21 protein-coding genes are annotated in these 17,928 nt (G+C 70.0%); 13 read left to right on the plus strand and 8 right to left on the minus strand.

Translation table 11 applies throughout. The features are described from left to right. Positions 1–40 precede the first annotated feature (40 nt). Positions 41–1,063: a sulfate/molybdate ABC transporter ATP-binding protein gene (locus tag CYAGR_RS05030; protein ID WP_015108702.1), complete on the plus strand. Its 1,023-nt coding sequence runs from the start codon at positions 41–43 to the stop codon at positions 1,061–1,063. On the opposite strand, the gene CYAGR_RS05035 is transcribed toward CYAGR_RS05030, so the two are convergent. The 3 genes from CYAGR_RS05035 to CYAGR_RS05045 all read right to left on the minus strand — a co-directional run bounded on the left by CYAGR_RS05035 (position 1,064) and on the right by CYAGR_RS05045 (position 2,521). Continuing rightward, positions 1,064–1,255 carry a hypothetical protein gene (locus CYAGR_RS05035; protein ID WP_015108703.1) on the minus strand — a complete coding sequence of 64 codons (192 nt, stop codon included), beginning with the start codon at positions 1,253–1,255 and terminating at the stop codon, positions 1,064–1,066. Positions 1,256–1,360: 105 nt separating this feature from the next. Further along, positions 1,361–1,912, minus strand: coding sequence for a Crp/Fnr family transcriptional regulator (locus tag CYAGR_RS05040; RefSeq protein ID WP_015108704.1), 552 nt, complete (start codon positions 1,910–1,912; stop codon positions 1,361–1,363). Positions 1,913–2,089: 177 nt separating this feature from the next. After that, positions 2,090–2,521 (minus strand): RrF2 family transcriptional regulator, encoded by a 432-nt coding sequence (locus tag CYAGR_RS05045; protein ID WP_015108705.1) that lies wholly within the window; start codon positions 2,519–2,521, stop codon positions 2,090–2,092. Between the two features lie 207 nt (positions 2,522–2,728). Between CYAGR_RS05045 and CYAGR_RS05050 the strand changes: the two genes are divergently transcribed. From CYAGR_RS05050 to CYAGR_RS05060, 3 genes are all read left to right on the plus strand, one after another. Next, positions 2,729–3,745 (plus strand): sulfate ABC transporter substrate-binding protein, encoded by a 1,017-nt coding sequence (locus CYAGR_RS05050; protein WP_015108706.1) that lies wholly within the window; start codon positions 2,729–2,731, stop codon positions 3,743–3,745. Positions 3,746–3,882: 137 nt separating this feature from the next. Continuing rightward, the gene (locus CYAGR_RS05055; RefSeq protein WP_043325451.1) at positions 3,883–4,932 is read left to right on the plus strand and encodes a sulfate ABC transporter substrate-binding protein; all 1,050 of its coding nucleotides are present in this window, start codon (positions 3,883–3,885) and stop codon (positions 4,930–4,932) included. A gap of 50 nt (positions 4,933–4,982) precedes the next feature. Next, positions 4,983–5,786 carry a class II glutamine amidotransferase gene (locus CYAGR_RS05060; protein ID WP_015108708.1) on the plus strand — a complete coding sequence of 268 codons (804 nt, stop codon included), beginning with the start codon at positions 4,983–4,985 and terminating at the stop codon, positions 5,784–5,786. Here CYAGR_RS05060 and CYAGR_RS05065 read toward each other — a convergent pair. Further along, entirely contained in the window at positions 5,783–6,172 is a 390-nt protein-coding gene (locus CYAGR_RS05065; protein WP_015108709.1) for a hypothetical protein, read from the minus strand. The two genes, CYAGR_RS05060 and CYAGR_RS05065, sit on opposite strands and share 4 nt — an antisense overlap. A gap of 299 nt (positions 6,173–6,471) precedes the next feature. Between CYAGR_RS05065 and CYAGR_RS05070 the strand changes: the two genes are divergently transcribed. Then, the gene (locus CYAGR_RS05070; protein ID WP_015108710.1) at positions 6,472–6,891 is read left to right on the plus strand and encodes a rhodanese-like domain-containing protein; all 420 of its coding nucleotides are present in this window, start codon (positions 6,472–6,474) and stop codon (positions 6,889–6,891) included. A gap of 2 nt (positions 6,892–6,893) precedes the next feature. Continuing rightward, positions 6,894–7,928: a homoserine O-acetyltransferase family protein gene (locus CYAGR_RS05075; protein WP_015108711.1), complete on the plus strand. Its 1,035-nt coding sequence runs from the start codon at positions 6,894–6,896 to the stop codon at positions 7,926–7,928. On the opposite strand, the gene CYAGR_RS05080 is transcribed toward CYAGR_RS05075, so the two are convergent. Both CYAGR_RS05080 and CYAGR_RS18160 read right to left on the minus strand, forming a co-directional pair. Next, positions 7,892–8,089 carry a hypothetical protein gene (locus tag CYAGR_RS05080; RefSeq protein WP_015108712.1) on the minus strand — a complete coding sequence of 66 codons (198 nt, stop codon included), beginning with the start codon at positions 8,087–8,089 and terminating at the stop codon, positions 7,892–7,894. The two genes, CYAGR_RS05075 and CYAGR_RS05080, sit on opposite strands and share 37 nt — an antisense overlap. Positions 8,090–8,242: 153 nt before the next feature. Continuing rightward, positions 8,243–8,539, minus strand: a complete 297-nt coding sequence (locus tag CYAGR_RS18160; RefSeq protein ID WP_156818388.1) for a hypothetical protein — start codon at positions 8,537–8,539, stop codon at positions 8,243–8,245. A 93-nt stretch (positions 8,540–8,632) separates the two neighbouring features. Here CYAGR_RS18160 and chrA point away from each other — a divergent pair, with 93 nt between their 5' ends. Beyond that, positions 8,633–9,946, plus strand: a complete 1,314-nt coding sequence (chrA, locus tag CYAGR_RS05085) for a chromate efflux transporter (RefSeq protein WP_015108714.1) — start codon at positions 8,633–8,635, stop codon at positions 9,944–9,946. 9 nt (positions 9,947–9,955) lie between these two features. Here the strand turns inward: chrA and CYAGR_RS05090 are convergent, their stop codons facing one another. After that, the gene (locus CYAGR_RS05090; RefSeq protein ID WP_015108715.1) at positions 9,956–10,315 is read right to left on the minus strand and encodes a hypothetical protein; all 360 of its coding nucleotides are present in this window, start codon (positions 10,313–10,315) and stop codon (positions 9,956–9,958) included. A gap of 70 nt (positions 10,316–10,385) precedes the next feature. Next, entirely contained in the window at positions 10,386–11,867 is a 1,482-nt protein-coding gene (locus tag CYAGR_RS05095) for an FAD-linked oxidase C-terminal domain-containing protein (protein WP_051017197.1), read from the minus strand. A gap of 118 nt (positions 11,868–11,985) precedes the next feature. Between CYAGR_RS05095 and hemL the strand changes: the two genes are divergently transcribed. Genes hemL through CYAGR_RS05125 form a run of 6 tightly spaced genes read left to right on the plus strand, consistent with a single transcriptional unit; the run spans position 11,986 to position 17,928 of the window. Next, positions 11,986–13,341: a glutamate-1-semialdehyde 2,1-aminomutase gene (hemL, locus tag CYAGR_RS05100; protein WP_051017044.1), complete on the plus strand. Its 1,356-nt coding sequence runs from the start codon at positions 11,986–11,988 to the stop codon at positions 13,339–13,341. Further along, complete coding sequence (locus CYAGR_RS05105) at positions 13,338–14,534, plus strand: ABC transporter substrate-binding protein (protein WP_015108718.1); 1,197 nt, start codon at positions 13,338–13,340, stop codon at positions 14,532–14,534. The genes hemL and CYAGR_RS05105 overlap by 4 nt, the downstream gene beginning before the upstream one ends. 7 nt (positions 14,535–14,541) lie before the next feature. Continuing rightward, positions 14,542–15,471, plus strand: a complete 930-nt coding sequence (locus tag CYAGR_RS05110) for a branched-chain amino acid ABC transporter permease (RefSeq protein WP_015108719.1) — start codon at positions 14,542–14,544, stop codon at positions 15,469–15,471. 5 nt (positions 15,472–15,476) lie between these two features. Next, on the plus strand, positions 15,477–16,388 hold the full coding sequence (locus tag CYAGR_RS05115; RefSeq protein ID WP_015108720.1) for a branched-chain amino acid ABC transporter permease: 912 nt from the start codon (positions 15,477–15,479) through the stop codon (positions 16,386–16,388). After that, complete coding sequence (locus tag CYAGR_RS05120; protein ID WP_015108721.1) at positions 16,385–17,212, plus strand: ABC transporter ATP-binding protein; 828 nt, start codon at positions 16,385–16,387, stop codon at positions 17,210–17,212. The genes CYAGR_RS05115 and CYAGR_RS05120 overlap by 4 nt, the downstream gene beginning before the upstream one ends. Beyond that, the gene (locus tag CYAGR_RS05125) at positions 17,209–17,928 is read left to right on the plus strand and encodes an ABC transporter ATP-binding protein (protein ID WP_015108722.1); all 720 of its coding nucleotides are present in this window, start codon (positions 17,209–17,211) and stop codon (positions 17,926–17,928) included. The genes CYAGR_RS05120 and CYAGR_RS05125 overlap by 4 nt, the downstream gene beginning before the upstream one ends.

The raw sequence follows: 17,928 nt of genomic DNA on the forward strand, positions 1-17,928 counted from the left end.
ACCGGTATAGTCAGTTCCTCCAGCCACCCAGGCCGTTTCGATGGGCATCCGCGTCGCCAACGTCAGCAAGAACTTCGGCGATTTCCGCGCCGTCGACGACGTCAGCGTCGACGTGGACAGCGGCTCCCTGGTGGCCCTGCTCGGACCCTCCGGGTCGGGCAAGAGCACCCTGCTGCGATTGATCGCCGGGCTCGAGGAGGCCGATGCCGGCCGCATCTGGATCACCGGCGAGGAGGCGACCGAACGGTCGGTGCAGGAGCGCCAGGTGGGCTTCGTCTTCCAGCATTTCGCCCTGTTCAAGCACCGCAACGTGCGTCGCAACGTGGCCTTCGGCCTGGAGCTGCGCCGCTGGAAGCCCGAGGCGATCCGCCGGCGGGTCGACGAACTGCTCGACCTCGTGCACCTGCGGGGCTACGGCAACCGCTACCCCTCCCAGCTGTCCGGCGGGCAGCGCCAGCGGGTGGCCCTGGCCCGCGCCCTGGCGGTGCAGCCCAGGGTGCTGCTGCTGGATGAACCCTTCAGTGCCCTCGATGCCAAGGTGCGCAAGGAACTGCGCGCCTGGCTGCGCAATCTCCACGACGAGATGCACGTCACCACCGTGATCGTCACCCACGACCAGGAGGAGGCCATGGAGGTGGCCGATCGGATCGTGGTCATGAACGAAGGCCGGGTGGAGCAGATCGGATCCCCGGCGGAGATCTACGACCATCCCGCCTCCCCGTTCGTGATGAGCTTCGTGGGCGCCGTCAACGAGCTGCCCAGCGGCTCCCTTCCCGTGCGGCGCGATGCCGTCCCGCCGCTGCCGGCGGACGGCCGGATCTTCGTGCGCCCCCACCACGTGCAGGTGCATGCCACCCCCCAGCCGGGCACGGTGCCGGCCCGCCTGCGGCGCCTCACCCACATGGGCCGCGACCTGCAGGCGGAACTGGTGCTCGACTCCGAGGAGGTGGTGGTGGCCCAGTTCCCCCGCGAAGAGGCGGACGTCGCCAACCTCAAGCCCGGCGACCGACTGCATGTGATCAGCCGCCAGGCCCACGCCTTCCAGCCGGACTACTCAATCTGATCAGTCAATCTGGGCGGCTGCGGCGCGGCGGCGCGGCGGTTCGGAATGAACCTCCGCCAGACGGGCATCGGCAAGGTACTGGGCCACCGCCAGGGGATCCTGGTGGCGCAGCAGTTCACCGTTGCGGAAGACGAGGGTGAAATGCTGGGGATGGGGCTCATTGAGCCTGGAGCGGAAGTACTGGGCAGCCATGACGGTGGGTGTTGGTGAACGGAATGGGTGCAGAACATGGGGCGCCGAGAACTCGGCGCTGAGCGGTTGGTTCCGGGACGTTGGTGCTGAAACGCGTCGGTGCGCTCAGGGGATGCTGACCATCAGGTCGGTGTCGCTCACCTGATGCAGCAGGCCGAGTCGCTTGAAATGGTTGAGGGTCTTGGTGACCGTCACCCGGGTGAGGCCGCAGATCTCCGCCAGGGCCTGATGGGTGAGGTTCATGTCCCGCAGGGAGAGGCGGTAGCCGCGGCTGCTCACCTGACCGAAGCGGATGCCGATCCAGCGGAGCAGCCGCAGCAGCCGTGAGTCGGCGCCGCGGACCCGGTTGATCTCAAACAGCTCTTCGGTGTTGCGGATCTGGTGATGCAGGAAGGCCAGGATCTCGGCCTCGCTGGGATGGCCCTGCTCCACCACCACCGTGGAGAGGCACTGGATCTCCACCGGACGCAGCGTGGAGTAGGCGTTGGTCACCCAGTCACCCGGGCCCCAGAGGCCGAGGGTGAAGGATTCACCGTCCTCGTCGTGGGAGGCGGTGCGGATGTAGCCGTCCTGGATCTTCCAATGGAGCCCGTCGGGCAGGACGTCATGGGGCAGGAGCGTGAGGCGGAGGGTCTGGGGCGTGCGTGAGGTGGTCATGGCCGCAGGCGGACAGCGATGGGATCGGGTGATTCAGGACAGGGCGGACAGCCAGCGCTCGGCTGGCAACAGGCATTCGCCGACAACAGCACATGGGGGAGCCTGCAGGGACCCCAGAACCATACCTCACATTCCCCATCGGCAATGTGGTCTATTTAACGGTCCGCCGCGGGCCGCTCAGATGAAGTACATCGCCTGGGCCTGGGCCAGGTGATCGCGCTGGTCCAGCAGGTCCTGCAGGGTGGTGCCCGAGAGGATGGCGCGACGGGCCTCTTCGAGCCGATCCTCCAGCCGGCCCAGCACCTCGAACTCAGGTGTGGCGCTCTCGCCACCGCCGCGCGGCGAGACATCCCCCTCCAGACAGCTGACGATGTCATCAACGCGGATCTCGGCCGGCGGCCGGGCCAGCTGGTAGCCCCCCTTCGGCCCGCGGATGCTGCGCAGGATCTGGCCCCGGCGCAGGCTGGCAAGCATCTGCTCCAGATAGCGGTCAGGGATGCCCTGGCGCTGGGCGATCTCCGCCACCTGCAACACGCCGCCGCGGGAATGGATGGCGGCCAGCTCCATCAGCGAGACGAGGCCGTATCCGGTTTTCGCGCTGAAGGCCAAGGGAATCCACGGTGGTCTTACGGGGATTGTGACAGTCACCACCCCCGGGCCAGCCGCCGGCCCCACACCCAGGGGATGTCATCCGCCCTACATCGGCGCGGTGGCTCGAGGGATAGGTTTCACCAGTTCACCCATCGGACAACAGTGCTTCATCCCTTCTCTTCGTCGGTCACGCCAGCCGCTCGCCGCCCTTGGCATCCCGGCCTGGTGGCCGCCCCCCTGGCCGTCGCCGTCGCCCTGGGGGGTTCCGGCACCCTGCTGCCCCTGAACGCCCAGGCCCAGCAACCGGCGAAAAATCAGGAACTGCTGCTGGTGTCCTATGCCGTCACCAAGGCGGCCTACGACAAGATCATTCCCCGGTTCACGGCCGACTGGAAAAAGCGGACCGGCCAGAGCGTCGTCATCCGCACCAGCTATGGCGGCTCCGGCTCCCAGACCCGGGCAGTGATTGACGGCCTGGCGGCGGATGTGGTCGGCCTGGCCCTGACAGCCGACACCCTGAAGCTCCAGGAGGCGGGGCTGATCCGTCCGGGCTGGGAGAAGGAGAACCCCAACAACAGCATCATCACCAACTCGGTGGTCGCCTTCTTCGTGCGGCCCGGCAACCCGAAGAAGATCCGCACCTGGAACGATCTCGACAACAAGAACGTGGAGGTGATCACCGCCAATCCCAAGACCTCCGGCGGCGCCCGCTGGAACTTCCTGGGTCTCTGGGGCTCGGTGACGGAAACCGGCGGCAACGAAGCCAGGGCCCGCGCCTTCGTGACCAACGTGTACCGCAATGTGGACACCCTTCCCAAGGATGCCCGTGAGGCGACCGACGTGTTCGTGAAACGCAACCAGGGTGATGTGCTGCTCAACTACGAGAACGAAGCGATCCTTGCCAGGAAGAGCGGCACCTGGACAACCCCCTACATCGTTCCCACCACCAACATCCTGATCGAAGGACCGATCGCCGTCGTCGACAGGAACGTGGACCGCAAGGGAACCCGCAAGGTGGCCGAGGCTTTCGCCAGGTATCTGTACAGCGAGCCGGCCCAGCGGGCCTTCGCCGAGGAGGGATTCCGACCCGTCAACGCCAAGGTGAAGGCGGAGACGCGATCCCGATTCGCTCCGGTCTCGAAGCTGTTCACCGCCCGGGACTTCGGCGGCTGGGACACCATCAACAAGCGGTTCTTCGGCAAAGGAGGGCTCTGGGATTCGATCTTCTCCAAGTCCCGCTGATCCAGCAGCCGGCCCCCTGAGCGGGGGAACGGAGAGGCCAGGGGGGCAGGCCAGGAACGCAAGGGGACTTGGATAGCCGATCGGGATACCGGTGTATGCTCTGCCGGATTGTCGATCAGAAAACCGTGGTTTCCCCCTTGGCCCGTTCCGCCGCCCCGCTGGCCATCACCGGCCTCCTGCTCGGGGGCCTGGCCCTGACCGGCTGCAGCCCCCGGCCCGAGGGTGGCGGCGGTGCCGGTGCCGATGCCGGCGGTGCTCCCCAGGAACTGCTGCTGGTGAGCTACGCCGTGACCAAGGGGGCCTACGACCGGATCCTGCCCAAGTTCGAAGCCGACTGGAAGGCCAGAACCGGCCAGACCATCAGCGTCAAGACCAGCTATGGCGGCTCCGGCTCCCAGACCCGGGCGATCATCGACGGCCTCGATGCCGACGTGGCCACCCTCGCCCTGGCCGGTGACGTGCTCAAGCTCCAGGAAGCGGAGCTGGTGCAGCCGGGGTGGGAGAAGGACCTGCCCGGCGGCTCGATCATCACCCACTCGGTGGTGGCCTTCGTGACCCGCGACGGCAACCCCAAAGGGGTGCGGACCTGGGCCGACCTGGCCAAGCCGGGCGTCACCGTGGTGACGGCCAATCCCAAGACCTCCGGCGGCGCCCGCTGGAACTTCCTGGGGCTGTGGGGCTCGATCAGCCAGACCGGCGGAAGTGAGGCCCAGGCCAAGGCCTACGTCAGTTCGGTCTACCGCAACGTGGACAACCTGCCCAAGGACGCCCGCGAGGCTAGTGACGTGTTCCTCAAGCGCGGCCAGGGCGACGTGCTACTCAACTACGAGAACGAGGCGATCCTGGCCAAGCGCAGCGGCGACCTCAAGGCCCCCTTCATCGTGCCCGAGGTCAACATCCGCATCGAGGGCCCGGTGACCGTCGTCGACCGCAATGTGGATCGCAAGGGCACCCGCAAGGCGGCTGAGGCCCTGGCCGCCTATCTCCAGAGCGAGCCGGCCCAGGAGATCTTCGCCGAGGAGGGCTTCCGTCCGGTGAGTCCGGGCGTGTGGAGCCGGGTGAAGGACCGCTTCGCACCGGTGAAGCAGCTCTTCATCGCCGGCGACTTCGGCGGCTGGAAGCAGATCAACGACACCTTCTTCGGCAAGAACGGGGTCTGGGACCAGCTGTTCAGCAGCTCCCGCTGAACCGGGTCCGCCCCGGCGGGGAGAATGGGGGCCTCGGTGGACCTCGGGTGATGTGTGAACTGCTGGCCCTCAGCGCCAACACCCCCACCGACATGCGCTTCTCCTTCCATGGCCTCACCCGCCGGGGGGGCGCCACCGGCTGCCACGGGGACGGCTGGGGGGTGGCCAGCTTCGACCCCGATGGCCGCGGGGTGCATCTGTACCGGGAGGACGCCCCGGCCGCCTTCTCGCCGATCGCCGCCCAGGTGGCCAGCCTGGACCTGCGCGCCCACTGCTCGATCGCCCACATCCGCAAGGCGACCCAGGGGGTGGTGGCCCTGGAGAACTGCCACCCCTTCCACCGGCGCTGGCAAGGGCGGGAATGGGTGTTCGCCCACAACGGCAACCTGCTGGGGCCACTGCCTGCCACCGGGCTGTTCGTTCCGGAGGGATCCACCGACAGCGAAGTGGCCTTCTGCTGGATCCTGGAGCAACTGAACGCCGCCGATGCCGATCCGGCAGACCTGGACAGCATCTTTGCGACGCTGGTGCGGTGCGCCCAGCAGCTGGAGCAGCAGGGCACCTTCAACTGTCTGATCAGCAACGGCAGCTGGCTGTTCGCCCACGCCAGCAGCCGGCTGCACCGCATCACCCGCCGGGCCCCGTTCGGCCGGGCCACCCTGGCCGATGACGACCTGAGCGTCGACTTCTCCGAGCTGGCCGGCGTCGACGACGTCGTGACGATCGTCAGCACCGAACCGCTGACCCGGGATGAGGAATGGCTGCCGCTTCAGGCCGGCGAGGCCGTCCTGCTGGTGGGGGGCGAAGTGGTGCGGCACCAGCCCCCTGGAGCTCCCGTCACCCCCATCCCCTAAGCCAGGCAGAAGACGTGGCGGTAACCCAGGTCGAGCAGGTCCTCCGCCAGCTGAACGGCTGACGCCTGGATCGCTCCGCCACTGCCCCGTCCGAGACAAAGCAGGGGCCAGGCCACGTCGGGCAGCAGGGCGCGGATCCGATCCGGCTCCATGTCCGCCTCCAGCTGGACGGCTCCCTGGAGGGCATCACCGAGCGGATGCTTTCGCTGCACCAGGGTGGCTCCCTCCCAGAGCAGACGGCGCACCTCCAGGGGTTGGAGATCCTGGCGCTTGGCGCGCGTGAGGTACTCCCGATCGCAGAGGGAGTCCTGACGCTCCCGGAAGCCATCGTGGTCGTGGTGATAGCCCATGCGGAACGGAGGAAGAATCCTTTTCGCCTTCAGCATGACCTGCCTCAGGGGAGCAGCCTGTGCGTTCAGGTCTTCAGCCATGTGTTCACAACCACGACCGAAGCGACAGGAGCAGAGCACCCTGTCGGAGTGCTCCGAAGGAGTGCGAGTAAGGGAATACAAGGATCCTGCTGTTCGGCAGGATCCTTTTTCATGGGCGGTGCTCGGGAACGGCAGTCCTGGATGGCATCGGTGCAACGTTTTGGCGGAAAGGCTACTTTCAACGGTTTGTTGCCCGGATTACCGGAGTTAAGGTCATCGGGCCTGAAGATTGAGGCATCGCAACAAGGATCCCCATGGCAACCACCCTCCAAAAAGCGGAATCCACAGGCCTTCGCGATGAGCTCCTCTCCCCCCGGCAACTCCTGCGCCTGCTGGCCGGCTCAGGCCCCAACGGCTCTGATGCACCGGCACTGATCATCGATCTGCGCGCCAGGAGCCGCTATCGCCGCAGCCATGTCCCGGGGAGTCACAACATTCCCAGCGGCTGGCTCATCAGCGGCGAGCTCCCCGATGGCGACCTGATCCTGGTGGGCGAGAGCACCCGACATTCGGCCACGACGATCGAACAGCTCCAGACGCAGGGCCATGCCCGTCGCATCCGCCATCTCGCCGGTGGATTCGGGGCCTGGCAACACCAGGACCTGCCCGTGGCCGGACGGCAACGCATGGGGTGGCCCCAGCTCTTCCGCCTGGCGTCGCCGCAGGAGGCCTGACCTTGACGACCACCCAGACGAACCCTCGCGCCGACCATCGGCACGTCCTCGAGCTGTTCGGCGAGCAGCCGTTGCGGCTGGAATCCGGGGACACCCTGGGGCCGATCACGATCGCCCATGAGAGCTGGGGGCAGCCCAATGCCTCCCGCAGCAACGGGGTGCTGCTCCTGCATGGATTCAGCGGCGACAGCCACGCCGCCGGTCCGGCGGGCCCTGGCCACCCCAGCCGAGGCTGGTGGGATGGGCTGATCGGCCCGGGCCGGGCGATCGACACCGACCGGTTCTTCGTGGTCTGTCCGAACGTGCTGGGGGGCTGCCAGGGCAGCACCGGCCCCGGCAGCCCGGCCCCCGACGGCAGGCCGTGGGGGAGCCGTTTCCCTGCGCTCACGATCCGCGACCAGGTGGAGGCGGAAGTGGCCTTCAGCGACAGGCTCCAGATCCGGCGGTGGCAGGCGGTGATCGGGGGCTCCATGGGCGGCATGCGCGCCATGGAATGGGCGATCGCCCATCCCGGGCGGCTGGAGCGGCTGGTGCTCCTGGCCACAACAGCCCGCTGCTCCGAGCGGACCAACGCCTGCCACCGCAGCCAGATCGAGGCCATCCAGCAGGATCCGGCCTTCCTGGGCGGCGACTTCTACGACCATCCCGGCGGTGGGCCCCGGGCGGGGCTGGCCCGGGCCCGCCGCATGGCCCGACGCACCTACGGGGGCATCGAGGACGGAAGCGTCGAGGAAGGTGGCGTGTTTCTGGAGCGCTTCGATGCCAACAGCTACATCGTTCTCACCCAGGCAATGACCGGCCATGACGTGGGCCGCGGACGCGGCGGGGTGGCCGCGGCCCTGGCCCGGATCAGCGCCCCCTCCCACGTGGTGTCGGTGAGCTCCGACCGGCTCTTCCCGCCCCACAGCCAGCGGGAGATGGCCCGGGCGATCGGTGGGCCCGTCCGCTTCAGCGCGATCGACAGCCAGCACGGCCACGACGGCTTCCTGGCGGAACAGGATCAGCTGGCATCGATCCTGCGGCAGTCGCTGGCCTGACGCCAGCGGGCCACGAAACGGGAGAGGGACGGCAGCGCCGGGCCTCCATCGGCTGAGCGCAGCAGGGCCAGGCCCAGGAGAAGGAGCGGCACCCCGATCAGCAGCGGGGCCGTGAGCAGACCCAGGACCAGCAGCAGGGTCGGGCCGAAGTTGTTGGGCACCGGGGCGAGGCTCTGCTGGTGAACGACGGGGGCTTCATGAGAACCGTGTGTGAAGAAAGACTGTGACACGAATGGTGGTTAGCGACACCATCGTCCTACCGACAATCGATCGAGGATAACGTCACTCACACCACAGCAGGATGTGGGCCTGGATCATCGATCGAACAGCCAGCCGCAAAGCAGACAGACCGCCGCGATCAGAACGAACAACTGGGGGGAGAAACCGATCACCTGGCCGACAAGAACACCCCCCAGCATCACCATCCAGGCCCGCCAGTTCGTCCACGGACTGAAGAAGGAGCCCCCACGGACTGGCTCGGCCGGCGGCTTCTGCGGCTTCCATCCGCCAGTCCATTCGCCAGCCCTTTCGCCGGGCCTTTCGCCCGCTCTGGTGAGAGGACCATCGCTGCCTGCCATCGCCAATCCTTTCTCTTCATCCTGCTTTCCCATCGTGGGCGTGATGTAACTGGAAACACATCCGCTCGGCGACGGCCGGGGACATCCCGCTGACTAAGTTGTGAGCCTTCGCGGTGCCGATCGGCAGTGAAAGATTCGTTCAGCCTCACCACGGCCGCCCGCTTCTGGCTGCGGCTGGGGCTGGTCAGCTTCGGCGGGCCGGCCGGCCAGATCGCGCTGCTCCATGCCGAGCTGGTGGAGCGCCGGCGCTGGCTGTCGGAGCGTCGCTTCCTGCATGCCCTCAACTACTGCATGCTGCTGCCGGGGCCGGAGGCCACCCAGCTGGCCACCTACCTGGGCTGGCTGATGCATGGCCTGGGCGGCGCCCTGATCGCCGGCGGCCTGTTCCTGCTGCCCTCGGTGGTGGTGCTGCTGAGCCTTTCGGCGATCTACGCCCTCTGGGGCCAGCTGCCGGCGCTGGCGGCGGTGTTCTGGGCGCTCAAACCGGCGGTGCTCGGGATCGTGCTCCAGGCGGCCTGGCGGCTGGGGCGGCGCACACTGCACAACCCCGCCCTGGCGCTGATCGCGGCGGTGGCCTGCCTGGCCCTGGCCGTGGGCCGGGTGCCCTACCCGGCCCTGATCATCGCCACGGCCCTGGTGGGCTGGATCGGCGGTCGGCTGCGGCCGGCCCTGTTCCGGGGCCCCTCACCCCAGACCCCCGGCGCGCCCGGGGGCGCCACCCCCCCGGAGGCCGCCCTGCACGGCGACGACACCCCCACCCCCGCCCACGCCCGCTTCTGCTGGCCCGGACTCGGCCTCACCCTGCTCGGGGGCGGGGCGGCCCTCGGCCTGCCCCTGGCCCTGCTGACGCTGGCGGGGGGCTGGGACGGCCAGCTGGCCACCATGGCCCGGTTCTTCACCAAGGTGGCCCTGGTCAGCTTCGGCGGTGCCTATGCCGTTCTCCCGTATGTGGCCCAGGGGGCGGTCGACACCTACGGCTGGCTGGACGCCGCCCAGATGGTGGACGGGCTGGCCCTCGGCGAAACCACACCGGGGCCACTGATCATGGTGGTGGCCTTCGTGGGCTTCATGGGGGGCTGGAACGGCAGCGGCACCCTGTCGGCCGGCGTGGTGGCCGCCCTGGTGGTGGTGTGGTTCACCTTCCTGCCCTCCTTCCTGTTCATCCTGGCCGGCGGCCCCCTGGTGGAGGCCAGCCGCGAGGACCTGCGCGTCGGCGCCCCCCTCACCGCCATCACCGCCGCCGTGGTCGGGGTGATCGTGAGTCTGGCGCTCTACCTGGCCGGCCCGGCCCTGGCCCCCAGCGGCGCCCCCGACGGCGGCGCCGTGCTGGTGCTGCTGGTGGCCCTGGTGCTGATGAGCCGGGGACTCGGAGCCCTGCCCGTGATCGGCGCCGCCACCGCGGTGGGCCTGGGGCGCTGGTGGCTCAGCGGGGGGGGCTGAGGCCCGCGATCAGGGGAGCATCCCGCAGGCGAACAGCTTGTTCATCACCGGGCCGGCGACCTGGTCGATGAAGCCCTGACGCAGCTGGGGGTCGTCGTTGAGCATGTCGAGCACGCGCTGCTCCTGGGACCCACGCCGTTCGCTGCGAGCGGCCCAGAGCTGGTCGCAGGTGGATTTCTGGTAGCGATCAATCACCTTCTTGGCCACCAGGTTGACGACCGGAGACTGGGCACGGACGGGGGCTGCGGTCAGCAGACCTCCTGTAAGGCCGACTGTGGCGCCAACCGTGACACCGGCGGCCACACCCATCGCGGCACCTCCCGTGACACCCAGAGCGACACCCAGACGGGCCATCGGGCGGATCGGCATGGAGCGCCAGGGGGAGAAGGTCCCCCCAACGTAGAACCGTCCCCTCGGCGATCCGTTCCCTCGGCCGGGCTCAGAAGACGTCGAGGGGCTCCCGGCTCGGCGACTCGACGCCACCGGCGGGGAGGGTATCGAGGCGCACGGTGAGCGACGACGCCTGGCGCCGGGCCGATTCGCCGCAGCTGCGCGGGGTGGGGAAGATCTTGCCGGGGTTGGCCAGGCCCGCCGGGTCGAAGGCCTCCCGCACCAGGCGCATGGTGGCCAGGTCATCGGGGGCGAACATCCAGTCGAGGTAGCAGCGCTTGTCGCTGCCCACCCCGTGCTCGCCGGTGATGCTGCCGCCCGCCTCGATGCAGAGGCGCAGGATGTCGGCCCCCAGCGCCTGCACCCGGTCGGTCACACCGGGCTCATCGGCCCGATACAGGATCAGGGGGTGAAGATTGCCGTCCCCGGCATGGAACACGTTGGCCACCGGCAGCTCGTAGCGGCGGCTGAGCTCCTCGATCGCCGCCAGCACCGAAGGCAGGGCGCTGCGGGGCACGACGCCGTCCTGCACGTAGTAGGTGGGGGTGATGCGGCCGACGGCGGCGAAGGCGGACTTGCGACCCTTCCAAAGCAGGGCCCGGTCGGCCTCGCTGGAGGCCCGCCGGATCGTGCGGGCACCGGCCTGTCGGCAGAGCTCCCCGGCGATCTCCACGGCGGCGGCCACCTCCCGCTCCTGGCCGTCCAGTTCGATCAGGAGAACCGCGGCGGCGTCACGGGGGTATTCGTCCCGGCCGAACAGGTCGTCGACGGCGTTGATCGTGAAGTTGTCCATGATCTCCATGCCGGCCGGCAGCACCCCGGCGGCAGTGACCAGCCGCACCGCCTCACCGGCGGCCTCCATGGCGGTGAAATCGGCCAGCAGCACCGCCACGCTCTGGGGCGCCCGCAGCAGCCGCAGGGTGATGGCGGTGGCGATGCCCAGGGTGCCCTCGCTGCCGATGAACACCCCGCGCAGGTCCAGCTCGGGGGTCTCGGCGAGGCCGCTGCCCAGGATGGTGACCGTGCCGTCGGGGAGCACCACCTCCATCTCCAGCACGTGGTTGCTGGTGACCCCGTACTTGAGGCAGTGGACCCCACCGGAGTTCTCGGCCACGTTGCCGCCGATCGAGCACACCACCTGGCTGGAGGGGTCGGGGGCGTAATAGAAGCCGTCGCCGGCCACCGCCCGGGTGACCCAGCCGTTGATCACCCCCGGCTGGACGGTGATGCGGCGGTTGGCCAGATCGACATCCAGGATCGAGCGCATGCGGCTGGTGGCGATCACCAGCGCTCCGTTCTCCGCCAGGGCGCCGCCCGAGAGGCCGGTGCCGCTGCCGCGGGCCAGGAAGGGCACGCCGCGGCGGTGGCACAGCCGCAGGATGGCGGCCACCTGCTCGGTGGTCTCCGGCAGCACCACCAGGGGGGGCTGGGCCCGGTGCAGGGTGAGGCCGTCGCAGTCGTAGGCCAGCAGCTCCTGGGGCGCCGCCACCACGGCCCGCGCCGGCAGCATGGAGCGGCAGTCACGCTCCATCGCGGCCCAGTCGATCGTCACGGAAGGGGTCCGGTGGGCCGGTGAAAGGGGTGCCATTGCTTCCGAACTTACCGACGCCCGGCACCCCGGCACCCTTCTGGGTCAGGATGGGAAACGAATGCGTCCACCTTCTGCGGATCCCGCCTTGAGTTCGGCCACCCCTTCAGCGCCCGCCTCGGCCCCTTCCCTCCTCACCACCCGATCCGAGGAGATCTTCGCCGCCGCCCAGACACTCATGCCCGGGGGCGTCAGTTCCCCCGTGCGGGCCTTCAAGTCGGTGGGCGGCCAGCCGATCGTCTTCGACCGGGTCAAGGGGGCCTATGCCTGGGACGTCGACGGCAACCTCTACATCGACTACGTCGGCAGCTGGGGGCCCGCCATCTGCGGCCACAGCCACCCGGAGGTGATCGCCGCCCTCCACCAGGCCCTGGAGAAGGGCACCAGCTTCGGCGCCCCCTGCGTGCTCGAGAACGAGCTGGCGGAGCTGGTCATCGCCGCCGTGCCGTCGGTGGAGATGGTGCGCTTCGTCAACTCCGGCACCGAGGCCTGCATGGCCGTGCTGCGGCTGATGCGCGCCTTCACCGGCCGGGAGAAGGTGATCAAGTTCGAGGGCTGCTACCACGGCCACGCCGACATGTTCCTGGTCAAGGCGGGCTCCGGGGTGGCCACCCTGGGCCTGCCCGACTCCCCCGGTGTGCCCCGCGCCGTCACCGCCGGCACCCTCACCGCCCCCTACAACTGCCTGGAGTCGGTCAAGCAGCTGTTCGCCAACAACCCCGGTGAGATCGCCGGGGTGATCCTGGAGCCGGTGGTGGGCAACGCGGGCTTCATCACCCCCGAACCCGGCTTCCTCGAGGGCCTGCGCGAACTCACCAAGGAAAACGGCGCCCTGCTGGTGTTCGACGAAGTCATGACCGGCTTCCGCATCAGCTACGGCGGCGCCCAGGCCCGCTTCGGCGTCACCCCGGACCTCACCACCATGGGCAAGGTGATCGGCGGCGGCCTGCCGGTGGGGGCCTACGGCGGCCGGGCCGACATCATGGCGATGGTGGCGCCCGCTGGGCCCATGTACCAGGCAGGCACCCTGAGCGGCAATCCCCTGGCCATGACCGCCGGCATCAAGACCCTGCAGCTGCTCAGCCAGCCCGGCACCTACGAGCGGCTGGAGACCATCACCAAGCGGCTCATCAACGGCGTCCGCGCCGCCGCCGCCGAGGCGGGCATCCCCTTCTGCGGCGGCAGCATCAGCGCCATGTTCGGCTTCTTCCTCTGCGAGGGGCCGGTGCACAACTTCGAGCAGGCCAAGGCCGCCGACACGGTCCGCTTCGGCCGCCTGCACCGCGGCATGCTCGAGCGTGGCGTCTACTTGGCACCGAGCGCCTTCGAGGCCGGCTTCACCTCCCTGGCCCACAGTGACGCCGACATCGACGCCACCATCGACGCCTTCCGGGACGTCTTCCTGTCGCTGGCGTGAGCGTCGGCCGTCTGCTGGGGGTCGGCACCGGGCTGCTGACCCTGACCCTGCTGGCGAGCTGCGCCACCGACCCCGGCAGCCAGCCCGTCGACGTGGCCGGCGGCGTGCCGGTGGGCGCGGTGCTCGCCCTGACGGGCAACGCCAACGTCTACGGCCAGGACCAGAAGATCGGCCTGGAGCTGGCGCTCCAGCACCGCAACGGCGCCGGTGGCATCAACGGCCAGCCCCTGAAGCTGGCGCTGGAGGACAGCGGCAGCGACGAACCGGGAGCCAACGCGGCCTTCACCCTGCAGATCAACCGGGGTGTGCTGGCCCTGATCGGCCCCACCCTCTCCCAGCAGGCCTTCTCCGCCGACCCCATCGCCCAGCGCCGCGGCGTGCCGGTGGTGGCCCCCTCCAACACCGCCACCGGCATCCCGGAGATCGGCTTCTTCATCAGTCGGGTCTCGGCCCAGAGCTCGGTGATCGCCCCCCTGGCCATCGATCGGGCCCTGACGATCCAGCCTGGCCTGAAGCGGGCGGCGGTGTTCTACGCCCAGGACGACGCCTACAGCACCGCCGAGACCACCATCTTCCAGAAGGCCCTCAAGGAGAAGGGCCTCGATCCGGTGACGGTGCAGCGCACCCAGCTCAACGACCAGGACTTCCAGAACCAGATCAGCGCCGCCCTGCGGGAGAAGCCCGACCTGATCGTGCTGTCGCTGCAGGCGGTGGACGGCGGCAACCTGATCCGCCAGCTGCGGGAGCTGGGTTACCGGGGCCTGATCGTGGCCGGCAACGGCATGAACACCCCCAACATCTACCCGATCTGCCAGAAGTACTGCGACGGGCTGCTGATCGCCCAGGCCTACAGCCCCGAGCTGGACACCCCCGCCAACACGGCCTTCCTCAAGGCCTTCCAGGCGGCCAAGGGCGGCGCCATCCCGCCCCAGCTCACGGCCCAGGCCTACACGGCCCTGCAGGTGATCGGCGACGCGCTGGTGCGGCTCGACCAACGCCAGCCCCTGAAAGGGGCCACCCTGACGAACGCGCGCAAGGCGCTGATGGAGGAGATCCTGGCCGGCACCTACGCCACCCCCCTGGGGGAGATCCGCTTCACCCCGGAGGGTGAGGTGATCCAGAGCCAGTTCTTCGTGGCCCAGGTGCGCATGGATCCGGGCGGGCGCAGCGGACGCTTCGCCCTGCTGAAGTAAGCAACGGGTGGACCTGCTCCAGATCCTGGTCAACGGTCTGTCGGTGGGGGCGGTGTACGGGCTGTTCGCCCTCGGCTACACCCTGGTGTTCTCGGTGCTGGGGGTGATCAACTTCGCCCATGGGGCCGTGTTCACCCTGGGGGCCTACTTCACCTACCTGCTGATCGGCGGCGCGGTGGGGGCCAACGGTCTGCTGGCCGGCTTCCAGCTGCCCTTCGCCCTGCCCTTCTGGGGCGCCCTGCCCCTGGCGGGGCTGGGGGCGGCCCTGGTGGCCCTGCTGGTGGAGCGGGTGGCCTTCCGGCCCCTGCGCCGCCGCCGGGCCGACCCGCTGCTGGCCCTGATCACCAGCCTGGGAGCGGGGGTGATCCTGGTGAACCTGATCCAGCTCCTAGTGGGGGCGGAGAGCTACGCCATCCCCACCAGCGCCCTCGGCGGCCTGCCGGCCTCCTTCCCCCTGCTGGGTGCCCGGGTGCGCACGGTCCAGGCCCTGCTGCTGGGGATCGCCGTGCTGCTGCTCGCCCTGCTCACCCTGTGGCTGGAGGGCAGCCGCAACGGCAAGGGGCTTCAGGCGGTGGCGGAGGACGCCGAAACCGCCCAGCTGCTGGGCATCGACAGCGCGGCCATGGTGCGGCTGGCCTTCGGGCTCAGCGGCTTCCTGGCCGGCGTGGCCGGCGGCCTGGTGGGGCTGAGCGTCAGCATCGCCGGGCCCTACTTCGGCATCGGCTACGGCCTCAAGGGGCTGGCGGTGCTGGTGCTCGGCGGGCTGGGCAGCGTGCCGGGGGCGGTGCTGGGCGGGCTGATCGTCGGGCTGGCGGAGGCCTTCGTGCCGGCCGACTGGTCGGGTTACAAGGATGCGGTCAGCTACGGCTTCCTGTTCCTGGTGCTTCTGCTACGGCCGCGGGGGCTGCTGGGCCGGCCGCTGCCCACCAAGGTGTGAGGGCCATGGACGCCGCCCTGCTCGAACAGATGCTGCTCGGCGCCCTGCTGGCGCTCTCGGTCTACCTGCCGCTGCGCTGCGGCCAGCTGTCCCTGGCCACCCCGGGCTTCTATGCGGTGGGCGGCTACGTGGCCGCCCTTCTCTCCACCGGCGTCCCCGCCTTCGCCGGCAGCGGCGCCACCTCCCCGCTGCCGGCCCTGCTGGCGGAGATGGTCCTGGGCGGGGCCCTGGCGGGGCTGATCGCCCTGGCGATCGGCGGTCCGGTGCTGCGGTTGCGGGGGATCTACCTGGCCATCGCCACCATCGCCCTGGTGGAGATCCTGCGGGTGCTCAACCTCAACCTGCCCTTCACCGGCGGAGCCATGGGGATCTTCGGCATCCCCCAGCCCTTCGCCCACCCCGAGGGCTACGTGCTGTTCACCCTGGCGCTGCTGGCCCTGGCCTGCTGGCTGTGCCAGCGGCTGGAGGCCCTGCGGCTGGGGCGGGCCATGGCCGCCATCCGCGATGACGAACTGGCGGCCGCCTGCGTCGGCATCGACACGCCCCGCACCAAGCTGATCGCCTTCGTGGCCAGCGCCGTGCTCGCCGGCGTCACCGGCGCCCTGGCGGCCCATTTCCTCAACTCCTGGAACGCCCGGGCCGGCAGTTTCGACGCCAGCATCACCACCCTGGCCTTCGTGGTCTTCGGCGGTTCCCGGCTGTGGCCGGGTCCGGTGCTGGGGGGGCTGGTGCTCACCGCCCTGCCGGAGCTGCTGCGGCCGGTGGGCGACCTGCGCCTGATCCTGTTCGGGGCGGTGATCCTGCTGGGTCCGCTGTTCTTTCCCCAGGGCCTGGTGACGGCGGAGCGGCTGCGCTGGCTGGCCGCCCTGCTCGGCCGGGGCCGCCCCCGGGTCCGTCAGGCACCGCAGGCCCCATGAATCAGAGCCCCGACGGCACTGCCCCGGTGCCCCTGCTGCAGGTGGAGGCCGTCAGCTGCCGGTTCGGCGGCCTGCTGGCCCTCGATCAGGTGAGCCTGGCGCTGGAGAAGGGGGAGATCTTCGGCCTGATCGGCCCCAACGGCGCCGGCAAGACCACCCTGTTCAACGTCATCTCCGGCCTCACCGCCCCCAGCGGCGGCCGCTGCCTGTGGCGGGGCGCGCCCACCACGGGCCTGGGGGCCAGCGGCCTCAATCGGCTCGGCATCGCCCGCACCTTCCAGAACCTGCGCCTGTTCGAGAGCCTGTCGGTGCGCGAGAACGTGCTGGTGGGCCTGCACCACGCCGCCCGCGCCCCCCTGCTGGGGTCCCTGGTGGGCAGCGGCGCCTTCCGCCGGCAGCAGGGGCAGCTGCAGGAGCGGGCGATGGAGCTGCTCACCCTGCTGGAGCTGGAGTCCATGGCCGACCAGCGGGCCGGCGACCTGCCCTACGGCGACCGCCGCCGGCTGGAGATCGCCCGGGCCCTGGCGACGGCCCCGCAGCTGCTGCTGCTGGATGAACCCGCCGCCGGCATGAACCCGGCCGAGAAGGACGACCTGCGGCGGCTGATCGGCACGATCCGCGAGCACTTCGCGCTGACGGTGCTGATCATCGAGCACCACGTGCCGCTGATGATGCAGCTCTGTGATCGGCTGGCGGTGCTCAACTTCGGCAGGCGCATCGCCCTGGGCAGCCCCGCCGAGGTGCGCACCGACCCGCAGGTGATCGAGGCCTACCTGGGGGGCTCGGGTAGCGGTTCGGGCCGGGCCGCCGGAGACGGCCGATGAGCGCGCCGCTGCTGGAACTGCGTGCCCTCACTGTGCGCTACGGGGCCCTCCCCGCCCTGCGGGGCCTCGATCTGCAGGTGCACCAGGGGGAACTGGTGACCTTGCTGGGGGCCAACGGCGCCGGCAAGAGCACCACTTTGCGGGCCATCTCCCGGCTGGTGGGCGCCGCCGCCGGCCAGGTGCTGTGGCGCGGCGCCGACCTGGCCGGGGTGAGCACCCACCGCACGGTGCGCCTCGGCATCGGCCATTGCCCGGAGGGCCGCCGGGTGCTGGCCCGCCAGACCGTGGCCACCAACCTGGAGCTGGGGGCCTGGCTGCGCCGCGATCGGGCCGGCATCGCCGCCGACCTGGAGCGCTGCTACGGCCTGTTCCCCCGCCTGGCGGAGCGGCGCCGCCAGCTGGCCGGCAACCTCTCGGGCGGCGAGCAGCAGATGCTGGCGATCGCCCGGGCCCTGATGGGCCGGCCCAGCCTGCTGCTGCTGGATGAGCCGAGCCTGGGCCTGGCGCCGAAGCTGGTGGCCGAGGTGATGGCGGCCCTGGCGGCGCTGCACGCCGGCGGGCTGTCGATGCTGCTGGTGGAGCAGAACGCCACCGCCGCCCTGGAGATCGCCGACCGCGGCGTGGTGCTCGAAGGCGGCAGCATCGCCCTGGAGGGCAGCGCTGCCGCCCTGCTGGCCGATGCGGGGCTGCGGGCCTCCTATCTGGGGAGCGGCTGA

This window comes from Cyanobium gracile PCC 6307, assembly GCF_000316515.1.
In the GTDB taxonomy this organism is placed as follows: Bacteria; Cyanobacteriota; Cyanobacteriia; order PCC-6307; family Cyanobiaceae; genus Cyanobium; species Cyanobium gracile.